The following is a 25,891-nucleotide window of genomic DNA, read 5'->3' on the forward strand; positions in this document are numbered from 1 at the left end:
AAAACACACGGCATGAAATATGTTCTTTGCCAAATCCAGTCCAATTGTAGTAATCTTCATATCGGTCTCCTCGTTTCTTTATGTTGATGGTCTGTTGAACTTCCATCATGGCGCATTACGACGCCGTATTAAAGGGGGGAGGAGACCATCTCATCACCCTACCTATGGCAGGTTCACAAACTGGCTTGCTTCTTCCAGTACAAAGTCTTTGAATGCCTGTGCCACTACCGATAGACGTTTGCCTTTACGCTCAACCAGATACCAGTGACGTTCAATCGGAAAGTCTTCAACATCAAGTAGAGCCAGATGACCTGTTTTCAGTTCCAGTTCCAGAGTGTGTATCGAGGCAATGCCCAATCCTAGCCCGGCTTCAACCGCCTGTTTGATGCCTTCATTATTCGACATCTGTATACCCGTTTGAAACGGTACATCATGCTGGCTAAAAAAGCGTTCAATCGCGCCCAGAGTTCCTGAGCCGGTTTCACGCACCACAAAGCGTTCTTCGGCAAAGCGGCTGAGTGGTATGTTGGATTCATGGGTGAGTGGGTGATCGACGGGTGCCACAATAACCAGGGGATTATCCATGAAGGCCTGTGCTACCACATTGAGATCTGCTGGGGGTTGCCCCATGATAACCAAGTCGGGCTCATTGTCCTCTAGTTGTCGACGTAGATTTTCACGGTTGGTGACATCCAGTTCAATAGATACACCCTCAAATCGCTTCGAGAAAGCGGCGAGCAGGCGGGTTGTGAAGTGACTGGCAGTGGTGGCAACGGAGATCTTCAGTCGCCCGCTGCTACGGCCTTTCATTGATTCAAAAACCGATTCAGCTTCATCCAGTTGTTCAAATATAGTTTTACTGTAGTGGTGTAATTCGTGTCCGGCATCGGTTAGATAGAGCTTCTTACCCATTAACTCAAATAGTGGAAGACCTATGTTTCCTTCTAACTGTTTGATTTGCATGGATACTGCGGGTTGGCTGAGATGGAGCTGTTCAGCGGTACGCGTGTAGCTTAACAAACGTGCGGCGGCCTCAAAGACCTTGAGTTGTCGTAGGGTTACATGCATAAGCTTTTACTTATCGTTTCTATCAGAATTACTTAGTTTTAATTATGGTTCATGATCCGTATAGTTGCAACCCAGTTGAGGTTGAAACGGGTTTTTAATCCTTTTGTCTCAAGACAGATTTTAATTTAAGGAGATCAAAAAATGGCTTTATTAGATCAAACGGGTCGTTACTCAGACCTGAGTTTAAACGAAGATACACTGCTTGCTGATGGTAATCACATGCTTGTTGCTTATACCATGACACCGGCAGAAGGTTACGGTTACCTGGAAGCGGCTGCTCACTTTTCAGCTGAATCTTCAACCGGTACTAACGTTGAAGTTTCAACCACTGATGATTTCACTAAAGGCGTTGACGCTTTAGTCTATGAAATTGACGAAGCCAAAGGCATCATGAAGATTGCTTACCCGAACGAGTTGTTCGATCGTAACGTTATTGATGGCCGTGCCATGATCGTTTCTTTCCTGACGCTTGCGATTGGTAATAACCAGGGCATGGGTGACATCAAAAATGCTCAAATGTTTGATTTCTTTGTTCCGCCTAAGATGCTAAACCTGTTCGACGGCCCTTCTGTTGATATTTCTGATCTGTGGAATGCATTAGGTCGTCCTCGTGAAAACGGTGGTTATATCGCCGGTACTATCATCAAGCCCAAGCTTGGTTTACGTCCTGAGCCATTTGCAGCTGCTGCCTACTCTTTCTGGCTGGGTGGTGACTTCATCAAGAATGACGAGCCTCAGGGTAACCAGACTTTCTGCCCACTTAAGAAGGTTATTCCTTTAGTTCATGATGCCATGAAGCGTGCACAGGACGAAACGGGCGAAGCCAAGATTTTCTCTATGAACATCACGGCTGATGATCACCACGAAATGTGTGCTCGTGCTGACTTCGGTTTAGAAACATTTGGTGAAGATGCACCTCGTCTGGCTTTCCTGGTTGACGGTTATGTAGGTGGCCCGGGTATGGTGACAACGGCACGTCGTCAGTATCCTTCTCAGTATTTACATTATCATCGTGCAGGTCACGGTGCTGTAACATCACCTTCTTCCAAGCGCGGTTACACTGCGTATGTTTTAGCCAAGCTTTCTCGTCTGATGGGTGCATCCGGTATCCACGTAGGCACAATGGGCTACGGTAAGATGGAAGGTGGTCAGGAAGACAAGATTATTGCTTACATGATTGAGCGTGATGAGTGTCAGGGTCCTGTTTACTTCCAGAAGTGGCATGGCATGAAGCCAACGACACCGATTATTTCGGGTGGCATGAACGCGTTACGTCTGCCTGGTTTCTTCGAGAATCTGGGTCATGGTAATGTTATTAATACCTCGGGTGGTGGTTCTTACGGTCATATTGATTCTCCTGCAGCAGGTGCAAAATCTCTGCATCAGGCTTATGATTGTTGGAAGCAAGGTGCCGATCCTATCGAGTACGCGAAAGAGCATAATGAATTTGCTCGTGCATTCGAGTCGTTTGAGCATGATGCTGATGCATTGTTCCCAGGCTGGAGAGACAAGTTAGGCGTTCACAAGTAAGTCGAACGTTTTGATTGAAAGCCCTCGCCTATGCGGGGGTTTTTTTTCACTGGATAGAGGGCTAGGGTAGTTAGCTCGGTTAAGGATGGATTTTTATCACAGAGGTGAGAGGATCTTTTAAAGGGCAAGATTATGACTGATATAGATATTGAACAATACAAGGTAACCGAAGAACCTTTTTACGGTGCAACGGGTGATGAAATTGCGCTTTATGAAGCGGCCTACGCGGCTCGTTTGCCGGTTATGATTAAAGGCCCGACAGGTTGTGGTAAGTCTCGTTTTATTGAGTACATGGCATGGAAACTGGGTAGGCCGTTAATTACGGTTGCCTGTAATGAAGATATGACGGCATCGGATCTGGTGGGGCGTTACTTACTCGATGCCAATGGTACGCGCTGGCTGGATGGCCCCTTAACGACGGCTGCACGTGTTGGTGCAATCTGTTATCTGGATGAGATCGTTGAGGCGCGTCAGGATACCACGGTGGTTATTCATCCACTCACGGATCATCGTCGTCAATTACCACTGGATAAAAAGGGTGAGTTGATTGATGCGCATCCTGATTTCCAATTAGTTATTTCCTATAACCCCGGTTATCAGAGTTTGATGAAGGATCTCAAACAATCAACCAAGCAACGTTTTACTGGTCTGGATTTTGACTACCCCGATCAAGAGGTAGAGGCAGGTATTGTTGAAAAAGAATCCGGCACGGATGCAGAGACTGCCCGTAAACTGGTAAAGATTGCGCATACTGCCCGTAATCTTAAAGGTCATGGTCTCGATGAAGGGATCTCAACACGGTTACTGGTTTATGCGGCAGTCTTAATCGGTAAGGGCATAGAAGCAAAGGCGGCATGTCGCATGGCACTGGTGCGCCCGATTACGGATGATGCGGATATTCGTAGTACTCTGGATCATTCTATCGATAGTATTTTTGGTTAATCAAAATAATGCAGCAATCAGACTACGAATCTTATCGTGACAGACTCAAGTGTAGTTTCGAGCAAATTGAAGAATGCTTTGACGACTATATTCAGGATGCCTTAAGAAATCTGTCAAATAAAGGTATTGATCAATATCTTTCTGGCGCATCTTTAATTTGTATGATCGGTCGTGGTTGGGAACCGGTAAGTATTTATCTGGAAAAAATGCCAGTGATGGCGCATAAATTGGGCGAGCCGATTTTGGAGATTGTCTCTAAAATGGTATGGGAGCTTTCACGTTCACCCAATGGCAAGGCTATTCCACCCTTTATGCAATGTTTGCCCGAGGCATCGCGTCGTTTAGGCACGCTTAAACAGATGCAACATTTCCTGGATATTCTGGATGAGATGGTGGAAGCGACCACAACATCGGTTCATGGGCATCATAAAACCCATTCGAGTCAGGGTTTTCTGGTTTTACTTGAACATATTCCATATCTGTTAAGTCAGCTTTCTCTGGAAGGTTTAAAAAACTGGATAGAGTACGGCACGCGTAATTACAAGTCACACCCCGAGCGTCAAAAGGATTATTTCAGTTTACAATCTGCCGATAGTAAGGCCATGTTGCAACGTGAGCGTCATGGTACCTTGTTCATGGATTATGAACGTCAACTGGAAATGTTTTTACGTGCCATGTGGGAGGATGAAGCCTATTTTGTGCCTTACTCGCTTGGCTTTGATGTGCTGCGTAAACCGGTGCCTTATTACGATAGCCTGGGTATTCGTATTCCTGATGTATATGATGATCTTAATGGTGTCTCTGGTATTGATCGTTATCGCGTAACCATTGCACATATTGCGGCTCATCGTCGTTGGTCAGGTCAGTTAATTGCGGATAATCTGAGTCCGTTTCAACGGGTCGCGGTGGAGCACCTGGAAGATTCCCGTGTTGAATATTTAATGCTTAAGGAATATCCGGGCTTGCGTAAATATTTGCTGGCACTGCATCCACAACCCGTTGAAGGTGATTGTGATAATGAGAAAGAATCGTGTATTCGTCATCGCCTGGCAATGTTAAGCCGCGCTATTCTGGATGACGATCACGGTTATAAAAATGAATACATTCTGCAGTATACAAAAAAATTCCATGCTGTCATGAAGGCGGGTGATGGTAGCACTAAGGAGATGATGGAGTTAGCCATTTCATATATTGCCCGAACCCGTCTGCAAAGTGATCAGTTAGCAAAGATTCGTTTTGAAAATACCGAGGTGGATTATCGTGATGATAATCGTCACATGTGGGTGTTTATCGAGGAAAATGATGAGGCTGAAGATTTCGAGGCAGAACGTGAGGTAAGGTCGGAAGAACTGCAAACAGATGGTTTACCTCCGCGCCATTATGCGGAGTGGGATTATATGACCAACTCATATAAACCTGATTGGGTGAGCCTGTATGAATCTATTCACCCCTCGGGTAACAGTGCTGACATAGATGCGATTCTGGATAAATATAGAGATCTGGCAAAACTGTTGAAGCAGATTATGGATCGACTAAAACCGCAAAATATGGTGCGTGTTCGCTATCAGGAAGAGGGGAGTGAACTTGATCTGGATGTGGCGATTCGTTCCTTGATTGATTACAAATGTGGGTCACAGCCTGATCCGCGTATTAATATGAGCCATAAGCATGATGGGCGCGATATTGCAGTCATGATCTTGCTCGACTTGTCGGCTTCGTTGAATGATAAGCATGAAGGCTCTGACCAAACTATTTTGCAATTGAGTCAGGAAGCCGTTTCATTGCTGGCATGGACTATCGATCAGTTGGGTGATAAATATGCTATTGCCGGTTTTCATTCTGATACCCGACATAATGTACGTTATTACCATATAAAAGGTTACAGCGAGCAGTTTGATGATACGGTAAAGGCACGAATTGCCGCGATGGATGCTGGTTTTTCAACGCGTATGGGGGCGGCTATTCGTCATGCCTCACATTATCTGGAAGCACAAAAGGCAGATAAAAAGATACTGTTGATCCTCACCGATGGTGAGCCCTCTGATATTGATGTGGATGATGATCAGTATTTAATCAGTGATACCAAAAGGGCGGTTGATGAGGTTTCATCCAGGGGGATGTATAGCTATTGCATTAGCCTGGATAAAAAGGCTGATGACTATATTCAGGATATCTTTGGTGCGGGTGGTTATACCGTGATTGATAATATTGAAAAATTACCTGAAAAATTACCATTGTTATTTACTGCTCTGACCTCTTAATATGAGCAATCGTATTACAGCATTTGTTGCGTTTTATTTTAAAGGTAATGAGATTTCAGCCTCAATTGAGATGGATCTTAATAGCTATATGGAGGCGGGTGGTAAACTTCCTGCCCTTTATCCCTTGCTTGCACGGTCAATTAATATTGATCTGTATTCGTATGAATATGAGATGATGCAGGTAGAACAGGTTCGTTTCAGGGATGCGCAAGGTCTGGTTGTTGACCATGTTTGTGATGAAATACTGGATATTATAAGTTTTGAACAGGCGTGGAAGGAACGGCGGGTTCTCATGCAATTGCAGTTGATTGCGAGAGACAAGATGGGGGTGGATGATCTTGAGCATAACCCTGATCTAAAAGAGGCTTTGTTGGATGCCTGGCGTTTAGGACGCTCTGATTAATAATAGATTCCCGCCTACGCGGGAATGACAGAGGTGGTGCGTGGTACGCACCCTATTTACACAGAGGTAGGGTGCGTACCACGCACCATTTTGCTATGAGTAAAAATAAAACCGAAGAAGTAATTGCATACGAACTACATGGTAATTGTTATCTCAATCTAACCAGTCGTTGTAATCTGAGTTGTCGTTTCTGTCCCAAGTTTAATGGTGAGTGGAGTGTGCAGGGCTATCCCTTGCGTCTTTATAAAGAGCCTGAGGCCGATGAAGTGATTAAGGCCATGGGTGACTTAACGCAGTATAAAGAAGTGGTTTTTTGTGGGCTGGGTGAGCCGACGCGTCGCCTTGATGTATTGTTAGAGGTGGCGCGTTATGTGCGTGAGAGGGGTGTCAGGGTTCGCGTTAACACAGACGGTTTAGCCAGCTGGTTTCATGGTCGTGATGTCAGTAAAGAGTTGGGTGCGTGTGTGGATGTGCTCTCAATCTCGCTCAATGCCCAGGATGAAGCTGTGTATAGTCAGCATTGTCGCCCCCCTGATGCTGCTGGTTTAGCGGATGTACTGGATTTTATCGAAAAGGCGAGTTGTTATATTGACGACATCAGTATCTCGGCAATTGATGGCTTGTCCGGTGTCGACGTACAGGCCTGTGAGGCAATCGCCACTCGGCTAGGTGTCCGCTTCAAGCGACGGGTACTGGATGAGGTGGGCTAGCCCATCCAGTTTATTTTTTGTTGTGGCGGTGAGTCCATCCAGCCACAGCAAGTAAACCACTACCCAATAACCAGACGGCGACCGGTGCGGGCGGGGTTGTTGCGTCGGTATTATTAACGCTGAAGTTATCGACATCAACATCGGCCCAGATTGAGATATCCATATCCGTTATTTTCTTAAAGTAAGATTCTTCAGTGCTGGGTAGTAATAAGTCTTTTTCAGCCGCGTAATCTATTAGCATTGCTGCGTTATCGGTTGTTTGCTTAACATCTTCTGCACTGTTAGCGATGAGCGCCTTGATATTTGTTTTATCAAGGGCAATATCCTGGGTTAGGTCTATCGATAACCCCGCGTTTAGATCGGAATGGTTATTATCAAAAACTGTTGTTGCAGCAATTGCAGGCGTGGCTGATATCGCAGCCAGTATACCGAGTAAGCTTTTTATATTTGAAATTTTCATATCAAGCCTCTATTATTTTTTTTGGTGGCCATTCAACGATGTTATGTGAATGCGTTTATTTGAGACGCGTTGTCCGCTTAGTTAATGCGCGTCCTTTATAGTGAATATAGCAATGTTTGCGCCAACTTTTTTATATTGATTAAAATCAATGAGTTACGTTTATTCGTTGCGATAGGTGGTAGCTGGTATTTTTGCATTTGTAAATAAATCCGACATTATTAATGCTTGATAGGGGTTGGGTTGTATGTTGTTTTGATTCGATTATGGAAGGTCTCTGATATTATTTTATGGCTTTTATTACTATAATTTATTGTTTTATATCTATTTTATTAGATGTTGATGAGGTGTTATCATGGCTTATTCAGTAATGGATATTTGCATCACCATGAGTTTGTCGGTTATTTTTACATTAATCGGGTGTTTTTATGTCTTTAGCTGTGAATGCACATATAATTTATCAGAATCTGTTGATTTAGTATAAAATCGATTAATCAATTTGTAACGGGGTATCACCTAATGACACGTAAAATAATTCACACCGATCAGGCTCCAGAGGCCATTGGCACTTATTCACAGGCGGTACGTTGTGGTAATACGGTTTATTTATCCGGGCAGATCCCACTGCTCCCGGAGACTATGGAATTACTTGAGGGTGATATGGAAGCTCATATTAATCAGGTCTTCAGGAACCTTACTGCGGTCTGCCAGGCAGCGGGTGGTAGCCTGGCGGATATTGCTAAGTTAAATATCTTTTTAACCGATCTGGGACACTTTCCGTTGGTTAATCAGGTGATGGCTGAGTATTTTGAACAACCTTATCCTGCGCGTGCAGCGGTTGGGGTGGCATCATTGCCGAAGGGGGCTAGTGTTGAGATGGATGCCATTATGGAATTGAGTGATTAACTATTATCTGTTAAGGGTTTATTTAATTACTGTAATAACATTATATTCATGGAAAAATATGCCTGGTAAGTTCGAGACATGAATTACGCTTTTCTATCAGAGACACGCCGTGAATACATCCATCGGCAATTGCTCCTGCATTGCTCTACCTACCTACATCCATGTAGGCGTGTAGGCTCGATGCCCGCGTCCATGCGGGCAACGGTCTCTGTTAGAGAAGAACAATCCCTATCTCTTGAGTTAACGGGGCAGTAGTTGAATAACAATGTAAAAAAAATACTGGATCAGATACCCGTTACGGTTCTTAAGGGTATTGGTTCGCGTGTGGCTGAACGTCTGGCTCGACTCAATATTGCAACCTTGCAGGATCTGTTGTTTCATCTGCCGGTGCGTTATCAGGATCGTACCCGGGTGGTGCCAATGGGTGCGGTGCGTAGTGGTCAGCAGGTGGTGGTTGAGGGCAGCGTTGATCTGACCGAGATCAAGTTCGGACGCAGACGTAATTTATTGGTGCGTATCAGTGATGGTACCGGTTCCTTGTGTCTGCGTTTCTTCCATTTTAATGCGGCTCAACACAATGCATTGCAGCGCGGTAAGACGATTCGTTGCTTTGGTGAGATCCGTTCTGGTGCCAGTATGAGTGAGATGATTCATCCTGAGTATCAATTACTGGACGATGAACAGACTCTTCCGGTTGATGATCACCTGACTGCCTTTTATCCTAGCACCGAGGGTGTGCATCAATTAAGCCTGAGAAATTTCACTGATCAGGCACTGGTCTGGCTGGATGAGCCGGATGTCCTGCCGGAGTATTTGCCGGATAGTTTGTGTCAGGGGCGGGCGCAGATTTCGTTAGTTGATGCCCTGCGTTATGTTCATCGCCCACCGGTTGATGCGCGGCTGGAGGTGATGGAACAGGGTCGACATCAGGCACAGCAACGGCTGATCCTGGAGGAGTTGCTGGCGCATCATTTGAGTATGCGTCGCCTCAGGCAACAGGCGACACACAAATCGGCCCCTTGTTTGCAGCATCAGAATACGTTGTTTGATCAGCTCTGTCAGGCGCTTCCATTTGAATTAACCGCTGCACAACAGCGGGTGATTGGCGAGATCGGTAGTGATCTTGCTATGACTCAGCCGATGATGCGTCTGGTGCAGGGTGATGTGGGTTCGGGTAAGACACTGGTAGCGGCCTTTGCTGCCTTGCAGGCGGTTTCCTGTGGGCGACAGGCGGCACTCATGGCACCCACCGAGATATTAGCGGAGCAACATTTTTGTAGTTTCCGTGGTTGGTTACAAGGGTTGGGGGTGCCGCTTGCATGGTTGTCGGGCAAGACTAAAAAGGCAGAGCGTAATCAAATTCTAGAACAACTGGCACAAGGCGAAATTCAGCTTATAGTGGGTACGCATGCCTTGTTTCAGGACGATATTCAATTTGCCAATCTGGCTGTGGTGATTGTCGATGAGCAACATCGTTTTGGGGTGCATCAACGTCTGGCACTGCGTAACAAGGGTGTTAAGGGTGATAGCCGACCACACCAGTTGATTATGACGGCAACCCCGATACCGCGTACCCTGGCGATGGCGGTCTATGCTGATCTTGATGTCTCGGTTATTGATGAGCTACCCCCTGGGCGTACGCCGATCAATACCGTGGTGATGCCGGATACGCGACGTGGTGAGGTGGTCGAGCGAGTACAGCAGATGTGTGCGCAGGGGCGGCAAGTTTATTGGGTATGTACCTTGATTGAGGAATCGGAGTCTTTGCAGTGTCAGGCCGCCGAGGATATGGCGCAACAGTTGGTTTTGGCACTACCCAATCTGCGTATTGGTCTGGTACACGGTCGACTAAAACCGGCACAGAAAGAACAGGTGATGAGGCGTTTTAAACAGGGTGAGATTGATCTTCTGGTGGCAACTACGGTGATTGAGGTGGGCGTGGATGTCGCCAATGCCAGCTTGATGGTTATTGACAATGCTGAGCGTCTGGGTTTGGCGCAGTTGCATCAATTGCGTGGTCGGGTCGGGCGTGGTCAGCATCAGAGTTATTGTGTGATGATGTATAAAAACCCTTTGTCGGCTGCCGGTCGTGCGCGTCTTGGGGTGTTGCGTGAAAGCTGTGATGGTTTTGAGATTGCGCGTAAGGATCTTGAGTTGCGTGGGCCGGGTGAGGTGTTGGGGACGCGGCAGACGGGCATGCTACAGATGCGCATTGCTGATTTGATGCGGGATCAGTATTTAATGGAGGACGTGGTGGCGGCATCTGATTTGTTGATACAGCAACAGGATGAGCGGGTTGAGAAGTTGATTCATCGCTGGTTGGGTGATGATGTGCGTTATGGTGAGGTTTAGCTTCCTTAGGTATACTCCTCCTATGACTGTAAAGACACATTGGTATCCCGCCCGTTTTTTTCGTACACATGCTATCCCTTTGTCTTTGCGCGCATGGTTGCTGGATGAAAATTCTCTGACGCGACGATTACAGCAACATTGCGATGGGCGTTTTAGTGTGCGGGTATTACAGCAATGCTGGCAACACCCGAGGCTGGATGAGTCGCGTATTTTAAATATGCGGCAGGGTGAGGTGGCGTTGGTTCGGCAGGTACAATTGCTCTGTGATGGGATGCCTATGGTCTTTGCTCGTACCGTCATCCCGGTTCGATCACTATCAGGTTCTGAACGCCGCCTGGCACATCTGGGTAATCGTCCTCTGGGTGAGTTTTTGTTTTCCAATCCATCGCTGCAACGTGGTGAGATGGAGTTGGCACGTATTGACTCGGGTTCGGTTATGGGGCGCGTGGCGGTTCAGGGTTTGAAGAATAAACCGGCAACGATCTGGGGTCGACGTTCGGTGTTTAGTTTGAATCAGAATAATCTGTTGGTGAATGAGATTTTTTTGTTTTAAGGTAGGGTGTGCACCGCGCACCAAAAAACTGCTGTTCTATTAAGAGCGAGACAGGGCTTGTTCCTCTTTATCAGAGACACGCCGTAAATACATCCATGTAGGCTCCATGCCCGCATCCCTGCGGACAAACGGTAAAGGGTAGGGTGCGCACTGCGCACCAAAAGACTTTAAATGAATACGAAATTAATCTTATATGTACGCCTGATGCGGTTAGATAAACCGGTTGGTATTCTGTTGTTGTTATGGCCGACCCTGTGGGCATTATGGATTGCTGCTGATGGGATGCCTGACTTGTTGGTGCTGTTGGTGTTTGCTGCGGGTGTGGTATTGATGCGTTCGGCGGGTTGTGTGATTAATGATTTTGCTGATCGCAAAATTGATCCCCATGTGCAACGTACCCGGCAACGCCCCCTGGCAACGGGCGAGGTGTCTGTGCGAGAGGCATTGATCCTGTTTTCCGGTTTGTGTATCACGGCATTTCTACTGGTTCTTTTGATGAACACCCTGACTATTTTATTGTCGTTGGGGGCAGTGGTGCTGGCGACGATTTACCCCTTTATGAAACGCTATACTCATCTACCTCAGATTGTTTTAGGTGCGGCATTTGCCTGGGCGATTCCGATGGCGTTTGCGGCGCAGACGGGTGAGGTTCGGGCTGAGGCGTGGTTATTATTTGTTAGTGCGGTTTGCTGGACGGTTGCCTATGACACGATGTATGCGATGGTGGATCGTGAAGATGATCTAAAGATCGGGGTGAAATCAACGGCGATATTATTTGGCCAGTCGGATCGTCTGATGATTGCGATATTTCAGATCTTGATGTTGATAGGTTTGTTATTACTGGGTCTGTGTAATGAGTTCGGTGTGTGGTATTTTTCGGGGCTGTTGGCAGCGCTTGCCTTGTCCATTTATCAGCAGGTGTTGATTGCACAGCGAGAACCGGCAAGGTGTTTTCAGGCGTTTCTGAATAATCACTGGTTGGGTCTGGTGGTGTTTATTGGTATTGTTTTCGGGTAGGGTGCGCACTGCGCACCAATCTCTTGATCACTGTGTCAGGCATGGGCATGGGCGCGGGCGCAGACCCAGGCCTCGATTCTGCTAACGCCTGCATTACTTAATCTATGTGCCAGTTCATTGAGGGTGTGACCACTGGTCATGACATCATCAATAATGGCAACATGATCAGCAATATTATTTCTATTAATCCCGAAGGCTCCTTTGATATTGTGTTTACGGGCATCTAGTTTCAGTAATGACTGGGCATGGGTATCCCGGCTACGGATACAGGCGTGGTCATTGACCGGGATATCCAGTTGTTGTCCAACCACTTTGGCAATCTCGTATGACTGATTGAAGCCGCGTTCTTGCATTCTTGATGGGTGCAGGGGTACCGGGATAAGTTGTTGTGGTAGCGTCTCTTTGTTCTGGAGTTGCTGTGCCATGATATTGCCCAGTACGCGAGCCATGGCGAGTTTGCCGGAGAACTTGAGTTGCTGGATCATGTAATCTACGGGATAACGATAGAGCAGGCTGGCGTGGGTATATTGGAAATGAGGGGGGTGTTGCTGGCATCGTCCACATAGTCCTGCGCTATTGATCGGGTTGGCGCATTGCGGGCAAGCCTGGGCTATTTTGGGTAGTTCATCCCAGCAGGGTTTGCATAGATCGGTGTCCTGATAGCCGGGTGCGGAGCATAGGATGCAGGTGTAGGGGTAGAGGATGCTAAGTAATTTATTTGTCCAGTTGTAAACCATACTAAGTCCTTTTAGTTGACAGATACTGCAATGCAGTACATATTCCCTTGTTGCGTGGGTTAGTCTGCTGCCTTTGTTGGTTTTATACAAGGGTTATGCACATGGTAGGGTGCGCATTGCGCACCATGACAGGGATTGTTCCCCTTGAGCAGAGACGCGCCGTGAAACCATCCCTGGTGGCTCCATGCCCGCGTCCATGCGGGCAAGGGTCTCTGTTCAAGAGGAACAATCCCTGTCTCTTGAGTGTTAACGGGGCGGGTTGTCATCCTCGTGTAGACGGGGATTCGTTGGTAGGGTGCGTATTACGCACCATTCAGCCATAAATAGAATGATGAGGTTATCGTGAGTGATTCAATACAGGTACTAAAATCGGTGGATGATGTGTTACGCCATGACTGGGCGGTTGAGGAGATTGAGGCGTTATTTGAACTCCCGTTTAATGATCTCCTGTATCAGGCGCATGTGGTTCATCGGCAGAATTTTGATGTTAATGAGATACAGATGAGTGCCTTGTTGAGTATCAAGACCGGGGCGTGTCCGGAGGATTGTTCGTATTGTCCCCAGAGTGCGCATCACCATAAAGACACTGAACTTGAGGTGGAGCGGTTGATGGTGGTGGATAAGGTGCTGGAGGCGGCGCGTCAGGCGAAGGATAATGGTGCTAGTCGTTTTTGTATGGGGGCGGCCTGGCGTAATCCGAAGGAGAAGGATTTCGTGCAGGTGCTGGCGATGGTCGAGGGCGTTAAAGCACTGGGTATGGAAGCCTGTGCCACCCTCGGTATGCTGGATGCGGATCAGGCACAACGTCTGCAGGATGTCGGGCTGGATTACTATAATCATAATCTGGATACCTCGCCGGAATTTTATGGGGAAGTGATTACCACGCGTACCTATCAGGATCGTCTGGATACCCTGGAGCATGTCCGTGATGCGGGTATGCGTGTCTGTGCCGGTGGCATTATTGGTATGGGTGAGGGGCGCAAGGATCGGGCGGGTCTATTACAGGCGCTGGCTAATATGGAGCGTCACCCGGAGAGTGTGCCGATTAATAATCTGGTGCAGGTTGAGGGTACACCTCTGGTGGGGGTCGACAAGACCGATCCGCTGGAATTTATTCGTATGATTGCGGTGGCACGAATTCTGATGCCGCGTTCGCATGTGCGTTTGTCGGCAGGGCGGCATGAGATGTCGGATGAGATGCAGGCGATGTGTTTCTTTGCCGGTGCTAATTCGATTTTTTATGGAGAGCGTCTGTTGACCACGGATAATGCTGCGGCTACGGATGATAGGGCCTTACTGGATCGTTTAGGTATGCGTGTACAACAGGGTTCGGCGGTGGTTTCGCCGGCGGCTGAGGGGGATTTCTGGGGCAAGGCTTGTACCGATCATAGTCATTAATGAGAGTTTTCTTTTTCAGTTCTGGGGTACGTGCTCGAGGGGACACAGCTGGCTACGCCAGTTATGTCCCCGGCTTGTGCCGGGCTAAGGGAAACACCTACCTGTATCACTCCGAAGTGGGGTCAGAGCAGTGGTAGGGTGCGTATTACGCACCAGATAAAATGGGGGTATTTCCTCGTTCCCATGCTCTGCGTGGGAATGCATACCCCATAGCAGGATAATATCATGCCCTTGGGTTCCCACGCAGAGCATGGGAACCAGGAAAACAAAAGCTTGACTTGAAACACAGATACTCCCGCGGAGGCGGGAATCTATCTTGTTGCAGGCATTAATTTAATCAGATCCCCGCTTATGCGGGGATGACAGAGAGGTACATGAAAGATCTTTCCATTGATTTGCAACAACGCCGGGAGGCGGCTTTGTATCGTCGCCGTCGGGTGGTTGAAACCCCTTGTGCGGTTGAGATGCGGGTGGATGGCAGGGACTGCCTGAGTTTTTGTAGTAATGATTACCTGGGTCTGGCAAATCATCCTGATTTGATTGCGGCCTTGAAAAAGGGTGCGGATCAGTGGGGTGTGGGTAGTGGTTCGGCCCATCTGGTGGTAGGACATAGTGCGGCACATCATGCCCTGGAAGAGGAACTGGCGGCCTTTGTTGGACGTGAGCGGGTGCTGTTATTTTCTACCGGCTATATGGCGAACTTGGCGATTACCTCGGCGCTTGCCGGGCGCAGTACGCGTCTGTTTCAGGATCGCTTGAATCATGCCTCTCTGCTGGATGCCGCGCGTATTAGTGGTTCACGTCTGATCCGTTATCGGCATGGGGATATGGCTGATCTGGATAAGCGTATGCAGGATGCCGATGCGGAAGATGCCTGTGTATTAAGCGATGGGGTGTTTAGTATGGATGGTGATCTGGCACCGCTGCCGGAGATGGTACGGATTGCGGCGGCTCATCAAGCGGATGTGATGGTGGATGATGCCCATGCTATCGGTGTGTTGGGCGCAACGGGTGCGGGTACGCTGGAACATTATGGCCTGGATGATAAACAGGTACCGATATTGATGGCAACGCTGGGTAAAGCCTTTGGTGTGGCGGGTGCCTTTGTTGCGGGGAGTGAGGCACTGATTGAGACCTTGATCCAGCAGGCACGAAGCTATATCTATACCACGGCGATGCCAGCGGCGATGGCTGAGGCGACGCGTGTCAGTCTACGCAAGGTGCAGCAGGATCAGTGGCGGCGTGAACAATTAGCCGAGTTGGTGGCTTATTTTCGTCAGGGTGCCGCACAACGGGGTTTGTCGTTAATGACCAGCATGACACCGATTCAACCCCTGCTGTTGGGCAGCTCGGAGCGTGCCCTGGCATGGAGTGATGCCTTGCTGGATCAAGGTATCCTGGTGCCAGCTATTCGACCACCAACAGTAGCCGAGGGGCAGGCGCGTCTGCGGCTGACCTTTTCTGCGAGCCATCAGATGACACAGGTTGAGCGGTTACTGGATGCACTGGAAAAAATATCGCTCGCTGAAGGCGCAGCTTGATGGCGCTGAATGTTCGAGTCAAGGGCAGTGGACCGGATCTGTTTTTGATTCATGGTTGGGCAATGTCGGCTATGGTCTGGGAGGATTTGGTTGAAGGCCTGGCGGTAAACTTTCAGGTGAGCTGTGTCGATTTGCCGGGACATGGTGAGAGTGATCTGACAGGTGATTTTTTACTGGATGAGATTATTGATGAATTGCTGGCAGTGGCACCGGAGAAGGCGACCTGGGTTGGCTGGTCTCTGGGCGGGATGCTGGCAATGGAAGCCGCCTTGCAACAACCACAACGGTTGGAATCTCTGATCCTGATTGCCAGCAGTGCTTGTTTTGTTAGTGATGAAGCGTGGCACTGTGCGATGTCGCCTGAGGTGTTGGCGGGGTTTGCTGAATCATTAAAGGTTGATCACCAACAGACCTTGCGCCGTTTCTTCTCACTGGTGGCACGGGATGCTGAACAGCCTGCACCGATATTGCGCCGGTTAAGGGTGTTGATGAAACAAGTGCCGGAAGAACAGGCTCTGGTGGGTGGGCTTGAGCTATTGAGGACGATGGATCTGCGTGGCAGAATTGCTGCGTTGGGATTAGCGGTGCGGCTTATTGCTGGTGCGCGAGACAAACTGGTACCGGTCGAGGCAATGCAGGCACTGGTAGCTGAATTGGATGATGTTGAATTGAATATAATTGATGGGGCAGGACATGCGCCATTTCTGTCGCATCCTCGGCAGGTGGTGGAGAGTATTGAGGGGTGGTTGCTCTAGTTTCAGACGGGGATTGCTTCTCTTGAACAGAGACGCGCCGTGAAACCATCCATGGTGGCTCCATGCCCGCGTCCATGCGGGCAAGGGTCTCTGTTCAAGAGAAGCAATCTCCGTCTCTTGAGTGATCCTGGTAGAAGGTAGGGTGCGCACTGCGCACCCAATATGCTAGATGAGTGAATTTAGGTGGTTGTGAGTAATGGTTTCCTCGTTCCCACGCTCTGCGTGGGAATGCATACCCCATAGCAGGATAACATCAGGCCCTTGGGTTCCCACGCAGGAGCATGGGAACCAGAAAGCGTTAATAGAATCAATAAATTGGTGGATCTCTGCCTATGTGGGGATGATAAACGGGACAGTAGTGGGTAGTGGTTATGAAAAATTTTGGTGTGGGTTTATTAAGACAGAAAGATGTTCGGCGTTCCTTTAATGAGTCGGCGACGAGTTATGATGAGGTAGCGGTATTGCAGCGAGAGATCGGTAAGCGTTTGCTATCTCGTCTTGAGTTTATGAAGGTCAAGCCACGATGTATTCTTGATCTGGGTGCGGGTACGGGTACACTCACTGCGGAACTGGTGCGTAAATATCGGCGTGCGCATGTGCTGGGTCTGGATCTGGCGGAGTCGATGTTACATCTGGCGCGGGATAAAAAGCCTTGGCTGGGCAGCGCGCATTTTGTCTGTGGCGATGCACAGTCTCTGCCTCTGGCAGATGCCAGTGTCGATATGATTATCTCTAATCTTACCCTGCAATGGTGTAGTGATCTCGATCAGGTGTTTGCTGAGTTTCGGCGTGTCCTGCGTCCGGGCGGGGTGTTGTTGTTTTCTACCTTGGGGCCGGAGACCTTGCATGAGCTGCGTGCCAGTTGGCGTGAGGTGGATAGCTATAGTCATGTGAATGACTTTGTTGATATGCGTGATGTGGGTGATGCTATGTTACGCGCTGGTTTGATTGATCCGGTGATGGATCGGGACGGGTTGACCCTGACCTATCAGAAGCTATCAGGGCTGGTGCGTGATCTTAAATCCCTGGGCGCGCATAATATGACTCTGGGTCGTGCGCGTGGTTTGATGGGCAAGGGTCGCTGGCAGGCACTGGAACAGGCCTACGAGGGGCATCGTAAAGAGGGGGTGTTACCCGCGACTTATGAGGTGGTCTATGGTCATGCCTGGGCACGACTTGAAGAGGATAAATCTTGATGGAACAGGTCTTTATTACCGGGACTGATACCGGGGTCGGCAAGACCCGGATTGCACAACAGATGCTCAGGGACAAGATGTGTCAGGGTCTATCCACGGTGGCAATGAAACCGGTTGCCAGTGGAGCACAGCAAGGTGTGGATGGTGTTTTGTGGAATGAGGATGCGCTGGCATTAATGGCGGCAAGCTCACTGGTTTTACATTATGAACAGGTGAATCCCTATGTCTTTGAACCCGCGATAGCCCCGCATATTGCCGCTCAACAAGCCGGTGTTGAGATTGATATGGCGGTGATTGAAGATCACTGGCGGGCGATGAGCGAACAGGTTGATTTTGCCTTGATGGAGGGGGTCGGTGGCTGGCAAGTGCCGATTAATCTACATAAAACCATGGCAGATCTGGTCAAGCGGCTGGATATCCCAGTAGTTCTGGTGGTTGGTTTGCGCCTGGGTTGTATCAATCATGCGCTATTAAGCTATGAGTCTATTATTCGCTCGGGTTGTGAATGCGTCGGCTGGGTGGCGAATAGTGTGGAGGCGGGGCTTGTCTGCGAGGATGAGATTGTGGTGACACTGGAGCGGGGTATTGGTGTGCCTATGATGGATCGGATTGGGTATGGGGTGGTGCCGGTGCCATAAAGTCGAGACAGAGCTTGCTCCTCTTTAGCAGAGACACGCCGTGAAACCATCCTGTCTCTTGAATTATTTGAAGCCTAGTTTTTTCCATAGTATCAGGTTAAAACAAATGCCGGTGGTGGCAGCTTAGGTAGGGTGCGCATTGCGCACCAACATTTTCAAGCAAAGTGATGGTGCGCAATGCGCACCCTACCGGCTAATGAAGATAAATGCTAAGGTGTGTTTATAAAGTGATCAGAGATTGATCCAAATGAATGATCCATTTCCAGTTGGCATGAGTGGCTGTTGATGTGAAGTTGTCCATGAACGACGGTAGGGTTGTTGCTGAGTAATACAGGATCAATCCTCGATAGAAGACGCTGTATGCTTAATCCGATATTTTCTCTTTTTGAATAATCCAGTCCGGTTTTATTCCATTTTTTTATGGCCATTTTTCGATTGTCGTGACCCATCTGAAAAAAATGTTGTACTAATTCTTTGCGCAGTTGAGCTTCACCTAACAGGCCGCACAGGAAACCAATGGATAGTTTATCGTCTCGTCTATAGCGCAGGGGAATATCTTTTCTCAGATTCTGAGGCAGGAAATCAATCATAGATTCTCCATTGACGTAGCCCTGGATAATGTCTTCATTGATTAGTTGTTCAAAATCAGATGCGGGATTAGATTGGGTTCGTTGCTGTAATAATAAAAGTGCAGTGGCTTCATTTCTATGACCACTGAGTTTTAGTCCACAAAGGTGATGGTCAACGATGTCATGTACGAATACAGAGGTAGGGATACGTGTACCGCTTTCAGCTGTGCTGGCAATGACCACTGGATCACCTATGGATTGATTGATCTTCCAACCTCTTGCGCCAAAGCCATCTCTCCATACCGATTGGTATGTGCACTCGATAATGACATTAGGCTCATGATTTGCTTGCATCCTTATTGATCCCATATCAGACGGGTGGTTTTGAATTTATGCAGATCTGTGGATAGCGCGCATTGACTGCATATATCACGCCTGGGTTGTTTATTGCAGCCATAACAGTTGGAGACAAATTCTCCTGTGCCTGTTAGATCATCCAGGGTATTGCTAACAAGGTCTTTTAGCTTGCTGAGTGATGCGATAAGGTTAGATAATTCGTCTGATACTCGATGACTGGCTTCATCACCCGTGAGGCTGTTTACCCGTATATCCGCTAATAATTTTAATTGTTTATGAGGTATGCCCAGCTCATTCAAGGTTTGTATGACTTGTATTCGTTCCATGGTGTCTGCATTAAATACACGAGTTCCTCCCTCTGTTCTTTGTGATTTTATCAGGCCATTATTTTCATAGAGGCGTAGGGTTTGGATGCTGGTATTGAGTTTTTTTGCCGCTGCTCCGATTTTGATCATTTTTTGCTCCGCTCTATTTTTTGGGACAGTTTATATACCTATATCTTACTGTAGATATAGGTATTGTCAAGTGGTCTGGGCTGTATCGTGCAAAGGTCTCGTTGGGGAAAGGCGTGCTTGAGAGTTATATAAGTGCTTGGTTATATTTGACCAAGCCTAAAGATAGGGTTAAAATTGCCGCAATAGAACTCAGTTATTGGGTGCGGCTTTTACTTTTTCGAGCATAGTGTTCGATTATTATTCGGGGAAATTTATGAACAAAGCGATTGTATTAGTTGCCGGTCTGGCACTTGCAGGTATTCAGGGTACAGTGATGGCAGCGGGTGATGCGGCTGCGGGTAAGGCAAAGGCCGCTACCTGTGCCGGTTGTCATGGTGCCAATGGTAAGGCAGCCAATCCATCATGGCCAAACCTGGCGGGTCAGAATGCGGCTTATATTGTTAATCAGTTAAAGGCCTTTAAGTCAGGTGCTCGTAAGAACCCTATGATGTCACCAATGGCGAAGCCGTTATCTGATGCCGATATGGCTAACCTGGGTGCTTATTTTAGCGGCTTGAAGTAAGTCACTGTTACGGCTCTGGCCGTAATGGAGAAAAAGGGGTGGCTTGAGCCACCCCTTTTTTGTGGGTGTCATCCTCGCGTATGCGGGGATCTATAATGGCTATTATATTTAAAGCAAAAATTGACAGAGGGTATAACTTTGGTCATACTTTTTATATGAAAACTGCAATCTCGATCCCCAATGAAGCCTTTGATGCCGCAGAACACTTCGCTAGTTCCACGGGTATCTCTAGAAGTGAGCTTTACACAAAGGCAATACTAGAATATTTAAATAAACACAAATACTTAGATGTAACTGACGCGTTAAATAAAATATATTCTGAAACAGACTCTAACCTGGATAGTCGATTACATTCAATGCAAATAAAATCACTAGAAAAGGAAGAATGGTAGTGAATAAAGGTGAAATTTGGTGGGCTTCATTAGAAGAACCACGAGGTTCTGAGCCTGGTTTTCGGCACCCAGTAGTAATAATTTCATCCAATGAATTTAATAATAGTAAAATAAAAACGGTAATTGTTGCTGCCATTACGTCAAATACACGCTTGGCAGATGCCCCTGGAAACTTTAAGCTTACTAAAAAGGGTTCTGGATTAACTCGTGAATCAGTTGTAAATATTTCACAGCTTTTAACGCTTGATAAATCATTTATAAGTAATAAATCTGGAAAATTAAATACCAAGCAAAATCAATTGTTAAATTATGGGCTGCAATTAGTGCTAAACATATAAAAACGTCACCGATGTCCCGTTAAGGATCTATTTAATGACTGTAGTGCCATTATGAGTCAATCATTAAACCTGGAGACCTCAAAGATCCCGTGGTCTGAGCTACAGCGGTTTTTTGCTGCCGGCAAGGTTGTGTATGTCGATGCTGCACTGGATCTAGTGCAGGTGGCTGAGGCAATGTCAGGCGATGACAAAGCGCAGTTTGAACAGTGGATGGCGGAGGGTGTGGTTGATCTGTTGGGGGATGAACAAGCGCGTATTTGGATTGAGGACAATGCCAGTGTTTGGGCCGTGGTGATTAAACCCTGGGTGTTGGTGCAGGCGATTTAAATGGTGCGTACCACGCACCATAATAACTCAACAATGTACCTACAATTTCCTGATCAACACCTTTGAATTACGCTGATAGTTATACAGCCCCCGACGTTTGACTGGTAATTGATCAATTTTGGTATTCTTGAATCCACGTTCCCGGAACCAGTGGGTGGTACGGGTGGTGAGCACAAACAGGCTATGAATATCCTGTTGTTTGGCCTGTTGGCTGATGTGTTGTAACAGGGTATCACCACGCCCTCCTTTTTGATAATCAGGATGCACCACCAGGCAGGCGAGTTCAGCCACACCTTCTTTAACATAGGGGTAGAGTGCGGCACAGGCGAGGATCATCCCGTCACGTTCGATGACAGTGAAGTGGTTGATCTCCATCTCCAGCAACTCGCGTGAGCGGCGCACCAGAATGCCGTCCTGTTCCAGTGGCGTAACCAGTTCCAGGATACCGCCAACATCATCAATGCTGGCGGGTCGAATGTCCTCATAGGTCTCAATCGAGACCAGGGTGCCATTACCATCACGCGTAAACAGTTCCAATAATAGTGCGCCATCGGTATGACGATTAATAATATGCGTGCGATGCACACCATAGCGACAGGCATGGCTGGCACTGTGTAGATAGTGGTGGATATCCTCGGGTAGTTTGCGTCGGGATAACAAAATCTTTTCAGCATCCGCTGGTGTTAATTGAGCGATGAGCTTGCGCCTGGAATCACGCAGGTCGGAACCCTCGGTGAGGAATATGAGCTTATCAGCACCCAGTTCAATCGCTGTCGAGGTGGCAACCTCTTCAGCACTCAGATTAAAGACTTCCCCCGTGGGTGAATAACCCAGCGGTGACAGCAGAATGATATTGCCGTGATCCAGTTGCTGTTGTATGGCAGCGGTATCAATGCTACGCACCTCACCCGTATGCAGGTAATCGACCCCTTCCCGTATACCCAAAGGTTTGGCAGTGACAAAATTACCGGAACTCACACGAATATGGGCACCCGCCATCGGTGAGTTAGCCACCCCCATCGAGAGCAGTGCCTCGATCTCAACCCGGATCGCACCATTGGCCTCCTTGACGCAGGCAAGTGCCGCATCATCGGTGATGCGCAGACCGTTGACATAATGAAAATCGGTATCGCGTTGTTGCAGGCGTTGTTCAATCTGTGGGCGTGAGCCATGCACCAGCACCAGCCGGATACCCAGGCTATTGAGTACCGCAAGGTCATGGATCAGATTAGCAAAGTCTTTATCCGAGACCGCCTCGCCGGTAAAGGAGATGACAAAGGTACGTCCACGATGGGCGTGGATATAAGGTGCAGAATTGCGGAACCAGTCTACATAGGGTAGTTGATTCTTTTGCGTTGCCACGAGTCTCTCCTTATTTAATATCTGCTATTGAGTAATGTTGTTCAGAATAAAGCATTTGTCATTGTTGTGAAAGACAAAAGCGTTGAATCATATTCTTGAGTAGATCAATGGTGGGCTGTAATTGATTCAGTGCAATAAACTCATCCGGTTGGTGCGCCTGTGCAATATGACCTGGACCAATAACAACAGTGTCCATACCAAGTTGATTGAGGTAGGGAGCCTCAGTCCCAAAGGCAACGGCATCTGCCGTATAACCACTGTATTGTTCAATGGCTCGAACGATCTCGGTATCCGCAGCGGTATCCATTGCCGGTGTACCAGGGAACAGGGCATCAATCTGTAGCTGTAGTCCATCATCGCCCAGGGTTTGTTGCAGGCGTTGTTGCAGTTCAGCGCGTAGATCATCCAACACCATCCCCGGCAGGGGACGCAGATCAATATGTAATTCACAATGACCACAGATGCGATTCGGGTTATCACCACCGTGGATATGCCCCAGGTTCAGTGTCGGTACCGGTACTGCAAATAGAGGATTGTGATAGCGCTCTTGTAGTTCAGCACGCCAGCGCAGGATCTCACCCATGACCCGATGCATGCCTTCCAGTGCACTATGACCATAGGCAGGGTCACTGGAGTGACCGGATTTACCCTGAATACGAATCGCCTCCATCATGATGCCCTTGTGCATACGGATCGGTTTAAGCCCGGTCGGTTCACCAATAATGGCATGCCGTGCCCGAGGATAACCAGCCGCTACCAAGGCGCGAGCACCCGCCATCGAGCTTTCTTCATCTGCGGTGGCAAGCACGATCAGTGGTGCGTTCATATCTTTTTTATCCAGCCCACGCACCGCATCAATAATTAAAGCGAAGAAAGACTTCATATCCGCCGTACCCAGACCATAGAGATGATTCAAATCCTCCGTGAGTTTGAACGGGTCATGCTGCCAGCAACCCTCATCATAGGGCACCGTGTCAGTATGACCCGACAACACCAGACCACCCGGCCCATCACCCAGGGTAGCAATCATATTCGCCTTATTAGGTTGCCCGGCAAGCGGCATGATTTCGATATTAAAACCCAGATCCTCAAACCAGCCTGATAGTAATTCAATAACCGCCATATTGCCCTGATCAAAGGCAGGATTTACGCTACTGATCGAGCTGCAGGCGATGAGTTGGCGTATTCGTTCGATGGTTGCAGTGGGTGTGCTCATGGCTTCATGCTACCGTTTTGTGAGGGATAACGGAATATTTATTATTTTGTTTGGGCTTGATCAAGAGGGCTGAATACACCAACACCAGGACGATTGAGCACATGAGTATAGATCATGGTAGTGGATACATTGGCATGACCTAACAATTCCTGTACCGTGCGAATATCATAATTGGCTTCCAGTAAGTGCGTAGCAAAACTGTGGCGCAGGCTGTGACACCCCACGCGTTTGTGGATAGAAGCACGGGTGGCTGCACGTTTGACAGCCTTCTGAATCGAGCTTTCATGTAGATGATGACGACGGATTACACCACCATAAGGGTCGATGGCAAGACGACCGGATGGAAACAGGAACTGCCATTTTAATTCGCGCCCCGCATTAGGGTATTTTCGGGCAAGTGCATCAGGCAGTATCACCTCACCGTGACCCGCTGCCAGATCCTGCTCATGTATCCGTTTAACCTCCTTTATTTGTTGGCGTAGATTATCAACGAGTGTATTGGGTAGCGGTACATAGCGATCTTTTTTACCTTTAGCCTGATGCACATGGATGCGGTGATAGTCAAAATCAATATCCTGAACCCGGAGTCGTAGTCCCTCAAGGAGACGCATGCCCGTGCCATACAGTAATGAGGTGATCAGTTTATGGATGCTCTTCATTTGCACGAGCAGGGAGTTGACCTCCGCACGGCTAAGAACCACAGGTAAATGACGCGATCTTTTTGCCCGAACAAAGTTATCAAGATCCAGTTCACGATCGAGGACTTGTTTGTATAGAAAAACAAGGGCATTGAGTGCCTGATTCTGCGTACTGGCACTGACACGACGACGAATGGATAAATATTCCAGAAATTGACCCACCTCAGTGGCACCGACCGTTTCAGGTGCGACACCCTGGCAAAAGATAATGAAACGACAGACCCATTGTTCATAGCTTTGTTCCGTTCGATAGGCATAGCCTCTACGCCGTATTTCAGTAGTAAATTTCACAATAAGTTCATGATGATTACTACGAATTTGGTTGATTGGGCCTTCACCTTTACGTGCCTTGAGATAAGTTAATTCATCAGGTGTTAGTTGCCTTGCCGTCGTTGGATGGTCAATATCCAGTTGTCTGGCAGAGTCCAGCCAGAACTGCCAGTTAATATCCTGACATACAGTTGTTTTCAGATGGTCACAATAAAGAATCCGGATAGCATCAATGCATTGATGAAATTGCCAGCCTGCAAGACGATTCTGGCGGCCTATCATTTCAAAGTAAGCCGTAATATCGGCACTTAAAAGAGACTTGATTTTATGGATGGCCGTTCTGGTTCTTAATGAAGTTCTCGACACGCTTTACATACCAACGCCTTTGTTTTTCAGGTACAGATGCATTTATAAGGCACTTCAGGTAGTTATCAAAAAAACGCGAAGCAGCGTCAGGGACGATAGAGGGAGAATCAGACATAAAACCTCCCTTGTTAAAAATAACGGGCATCTTGCCCTGAAATGGAGTTGCAACGCATGAATACTACGACGAAAAAATCAATAACACAATATCACGCGTCGGGTATTTTACAATACTACAGTCGCAGTCTAAGATACTGTTAGCAATAATAAAGAACAAGAAAAAGTGTTTGGAAAGCGGTCAAAATAAAGCTGGGTAGTGGCTCGATCCCTGGAGCAGGAATCATCGCGTGAATGGTGGTAAACTCAATAAAGTTGTTTAATCCTGAATGTTCTGAGCAGGAGAGAAAGCGTGCTCAATGGTGTGTGCATCAATATTGAGCAAGACGGGATTATTTAGAGAATGTTTTTGTTTGGAGCGGTGGGCTCATGGAATCAAGCAGTTTAATCAAAATGAAAGT

Annotated in this window: 27 protein-coding genes; 19 read left to right on the forward strand and 8 right to left on the reverse strand. The window is 47.8% G+C overall.

Annotated elements, in window-relative coordinates:
• Positions 1–162 precede the first annotated feature (162 nt).
• A complete protein-coding gene (locus tag GXP22_10610) occupies positions 163–1,068 on the reverse strand; it encodes a LysR family transcriptional regulator (protein NOX09915.1) in 906 nt (301 codons plus the stop codon).
• Between the two features lie 141 nt (positions 1,069–1,209).
• On the opposite strand from GXP22_10610, the gene GXP22_10615 reads away from it, so the two are divergent.
• From GXP22_10615 to GXP22_10635, 5 genes are all read left to right on the forward strand, one after another.
• On the forward strand, positions 1,210–2,598 hold the full coding sequence (locus tag GXP22_10615; GenBank protein ID NOX09916.1) for a ribulose-bisphosphate carboxylase: 1,389 nt from the start codon (positions 1,210–1,212) through the stop codon (positions 2,596–2,598).
• A 132-nt stretch (positions 2,599–2,730) separates the two neighbouring features.
• The gene (locus GXP22_10620) at positions 2,731–3,540 is read left to right on the forward strand and encodes a CbbQ/NirQ/NorQ/GpvN family protein (protein NOX09917.1); all 810 of its coding nucleotides are present in this window, start codon (positions 2,731–2,733) and stop codon (positions 3,538–3,540) included.
• 8 nt (positions 3,541–3,548) lie between these two features.
• A complete protein-coding gene (locus tag GXP22_10625; protein NOX09918.1) occupies positions 3,549–5,801 on the forward strand; it encodes a VWA domain-containing protein in 2,253 nt (750 codons plus the stop codon).
• A 1-nt stretch (position 5,802) separates the two neighbouring features.
• On the forward strand, positions 5,803–6,204 hold the full coding sequence (locus GXP22_10630; protein ID NOX09919.1) for a hypothetical protein: 402 nt from the start codon (positions 5,803–5,805) through the stop codon (positions 6,202–6,204).
• 95 nt (positions 6,205–6,299) lie between these two features.
• Positions 6,300–6,914 carry a radical SAM protein gene (locus GXP22_10635; protein ID NOX09920.1) on the forward strand — a complete coding sequence of 205 codons (615 nt, stop codon included), beginning with the start codon at positions 6,300–6,302 and terminating at the stop codon, positions 6,912–6,914.
• Positions 6,915–6,924: 10 nt separating this feature from the next.
• Here the strand turns inward: GXP22_10635 and GXP22_10640 are convergent, their stop codons facing one another.
• Entirely contained in the window at positions 6,925–7,374 is a 450-nt protein-coding gene (locus GXP22_10640; protein ID NOX09921.1) for a hypothetical protein, read from the reverse strand.
• A 516-nt stretch (positions 7,375–7,890) separates the two neighbouring features.
• Between GXP22_10640 and GXP22_10645 the strand changes: the two genes are divergently transcribed.
• From GXP22_10645 to ubiA, 5 genes are all read left to right on the forward strand, one after another.
• The gene (locus GXP22_10645) at positions 7,891–8,277 is read left to right on the forward strand and encodes a RidA family protein (GenBank protein ID NOX09922.1); all 387 of its coding nucleotides are present in this window, start codon (positions 7,891–7,893) and stop codon (positions 8,275–8,277) included.
• 78 nt (positions 8,278–8,355) lie between these two features.
• Positions 8,356–8,532, forward strand: a complete 177-nt coding sequence (locus tag GXP22_10650) for a hypothetical protein (protein NOX09923.1) — start codon at positions 8,356–8,358, stop codon at positions 8,530–8,532.
• Positions 8,533–8,565: 33 nt separating this feature from the next.
• A complete protein-coding gene (recG, locus tag GXP22_10655; GenBank protein ID NOX09924.1) occupies positions 8,566–10,629 on the forward strand; it encodes an ATP-dependent DNA helicase RecG in 2,064 nt (687 codons plus the stop codon).
• Positions 10,630–10,651: 22 nt separating this feature from the next.
• Positions 10,652–11,182, forward strand: a complete 531-nt coding sequence (locus GXP22_10660; GenBank protein ID NOX09925.1) for a chorismate lyase — start codon at positions 10,652–10,654, stop codon at positions 11,180–11,182.
• 171 nt (positions 11,183–11,353) lie between these two features.
• Positions 11,354–12,199 carry a 4-hydroxybenzoate octaprenyltransferase gene (ubiA, locus tag GXP22_10665; GenBank protein NOX09926.1) on the forward strand — a complete coding sequence of 282 codons (846 nt, stop codon included), beginning with the start codon at positions 11,354–11,356 and terminating at the stop codon, positions 12,197–12,199.
• Between the two features lie 35 nt (positions 12,200–12,234).
• Here the strand turns inward: ubiA and GXP22_10670 are convergent, their stop codons facing one another.
• Positions 12,235–12,936, reverse strand: coding sequence for a ComF family protein (locus tag GXP22_10670; protein ID NOX09927.1), 702 nt, complete (start codon positions 12,934–12,936; stop codon positions 12,235–12,237).
• A 354-nt stretch (positions 12,937–13,290) separates the two neighbouring features.
• On the opposite strand from GXP22_10670, the gene bioB reads away from it, so the two are divergent.
• The 5 genes from bioB to bioD all read left to right on the forward strand — a co-directional run bounded on the left by bioB (position 13,291) and on the right by bioD (position 18,464).
• Positions 13,291–14,334 (forward strand): biotin synthase BioB, encoded by a 1,044-nt coding sequence (bioB, locus tag GXP22_10675; GenBank protein NOX09928.1) that lies wholly within the window; start codon positions 13,291–13,293, stop codon positions 14,332–14,334.
• A gap of 374 nt (positions 14,335–14,708) precedes the next feature.
• On the forward strand, positions 14,709–15,875 hold the full coding sequence (gene bioF, locus GXP22_10680; protein ID NOX09929.1) for an 8-amino-7-oxononanoate synthase: 1,167 nt from the start codon (positions 14,709–14,711) through the stop codon (positions 15,873–15,875).
• Entirely contained in the window at positions 15,875–16,630 is a 756-nt protein-coding gene (gene bioH / locus GXP22_10685; GenBank protein NOX09930.1) for a pimeloyl-ACP methyl ester esterase BioH, read from the forward strand. The genes bioF and bioH overlap by 1 nt, the downstream gene beginning before the upstream one ends.
• Before the next feature lie 371 nt (positions 16,631–17,001).
• Positions 17,002–17,826 carry a malonyl-ACP O-methyltransferase BioC gene (gene bioC, locus GXP22_10690; protein NOX09931.1) on the forward strand — a complete coding sequence of 275 codons (825 nt, stop codon included), beginning with the start codon at positions 17,002–17,004 and terminating at the stop codon, positions 17,824–17,826.
• Complete coding sequence (bioD, locus tag GXP22_10695) at positions 17,826–18,464, forward strand: dethiobiotin synthase (protein ID NOX09932.1); 639 nt, start codon at positions 17,826–17,828, stop codon at positions 18,462–18,464. Before bioC ends, bioD begins: the two co-directional genes overlap by 1 nt.
• Before the next feature lie 209 nt (positions 18,465–18,673).
• Here bioD and GXP22_10700 read toward each other — a convergent pair whose 3' ends face one another.
• Positions 18,674–19,387: a hypothetical protein gene (locus tag GXP22_10700; protein NOX09933.1), complete on the reverse strand. Its 714-nt coding sequence runs from the start codon at positions 19,385–19,387 to the stop codon at positions 18,674–18,676.
• Positions 19,388–19,389: 2 nt separating this feature from the next.
• Positions 19,390–19,845 carry a MerR family transcriptional regulator gene (locus GXP22_10705; GenBank protein NOX09934.1) on the reverse strand — a complete coding sequence of 152 codons (456 nt, stop codon included), beginning with the start codon at positions 19,843–19,845 and terminating at the stop codon, positions 19,390–19,392.
• 253 nt (positions 19,846–20,098) lie between these two features.
• Here GXP22_10705 and GXP22_10710 point away from each other — a divergent pair, with 253 nt between their 5' ends.
• From GXP22_10710 to GXP22_10725, 4 genes are all read left to right on the forward strand, one after another.
• Positions 20,099–20,407, forward strand: a complete 309-nt coding sequence (locus tag GXP22_10710) for a cytochrome c (GenBank protein ID NOX09935.1) — start codon at positions 20,099–20,101, stop codon at positions 20,405–20,407.
• A 155-nt stretch (positions 20,408–20,562) separates the two neighbouring features.
• A complete protein-coding gene (locus GXP22_10715) occupies positions 20,563–20,799 on the forward strand; it encodes a hypothetical protein (protein NOX09936.1) in 237 nt (78 codons plus the stop codon).
• Positions 20,799–21,137, forward strand: coding sequence for a type II toxin-antitoxin system PemK/MazF family toxin (locus GXP22_10720; GenBank protein NOX09937.1), 339 nt, complete (start codon positions 20,799–20,801; stop codon positions 21,135–21,137). Before GXP22_10715 ends, GXP22_10720 begins: the two co-directional genes overlap by 1 nt.
• A 51-nt stretch (positions 21,138–21,188) precedes the next feature.
• Positions 21,189–21,464 (forward strand): DUF2288 domain-containing protein, encoded by a 276-nt coding sequence (locus GXP22_10725; GenBank protein ID NOX09938.1) that lies wholly within the window; start codon positions 21,189–21,191, stop codon positions 21,462–21,464.
• A 39-nt stretch (positions 21,465–21,503) separates the two neighbouring features.
• On the opposite strand, the gene argA is transcribed toward GXP22_10725, so the two are convergent.
• The 3 genes from argA to GXP22_10740 are packed head-to-tail and all read right to left on the reverse strand — an operon-like array spanning position 21,504 to position 25,292.
• Positions 21,504–22,826: an amino-acid N-acetyltransferase gene (argA, locus tag GXP22_10730; protein NOX09939.1), complete on the reverse strand. Its 1,323-nt coding sequence runs from the start codon at positions 22,824–22,826 to the stop codon at positions 21,504–21,506.
• 58 nt (positions 22,827–22,884) lie between these two features.
• On the reverse strand, positions 22,885–24,042 hold the full coding sequence (gene argE / locus GXP22_10735; protein ID NOX09940.1) for an acetylornithine deacetylase: 1,158 nt from the start codon (positions 24,040–24,042) through the stop codon (positions 22,885–22,887).
• A 41-nt stretch (positions 24,043–24,083) separates the two neighbouring features.
• Positions 24,084–25,292, reverse strand: coding sequence for an integron integrase (locus GXP22_10740; GenBank protein ID NOX09941.1), 1,209 nt, complete (start codon positions 25,290–25,292; stop codon positions 24,084–24,086).
• Positions 25,293–25,891: the final 599 nt, after the last annotated feature.

The organism is Gammaproteobacteria bacterium, from assembly GCA_013151035.1.
In the GTDB taxonomy this organism is placed as follows: Bacteria; Pseudomonadota; Gammaproteobacteria; order JAADJB01; family JAADJB01; genus JAADJB01.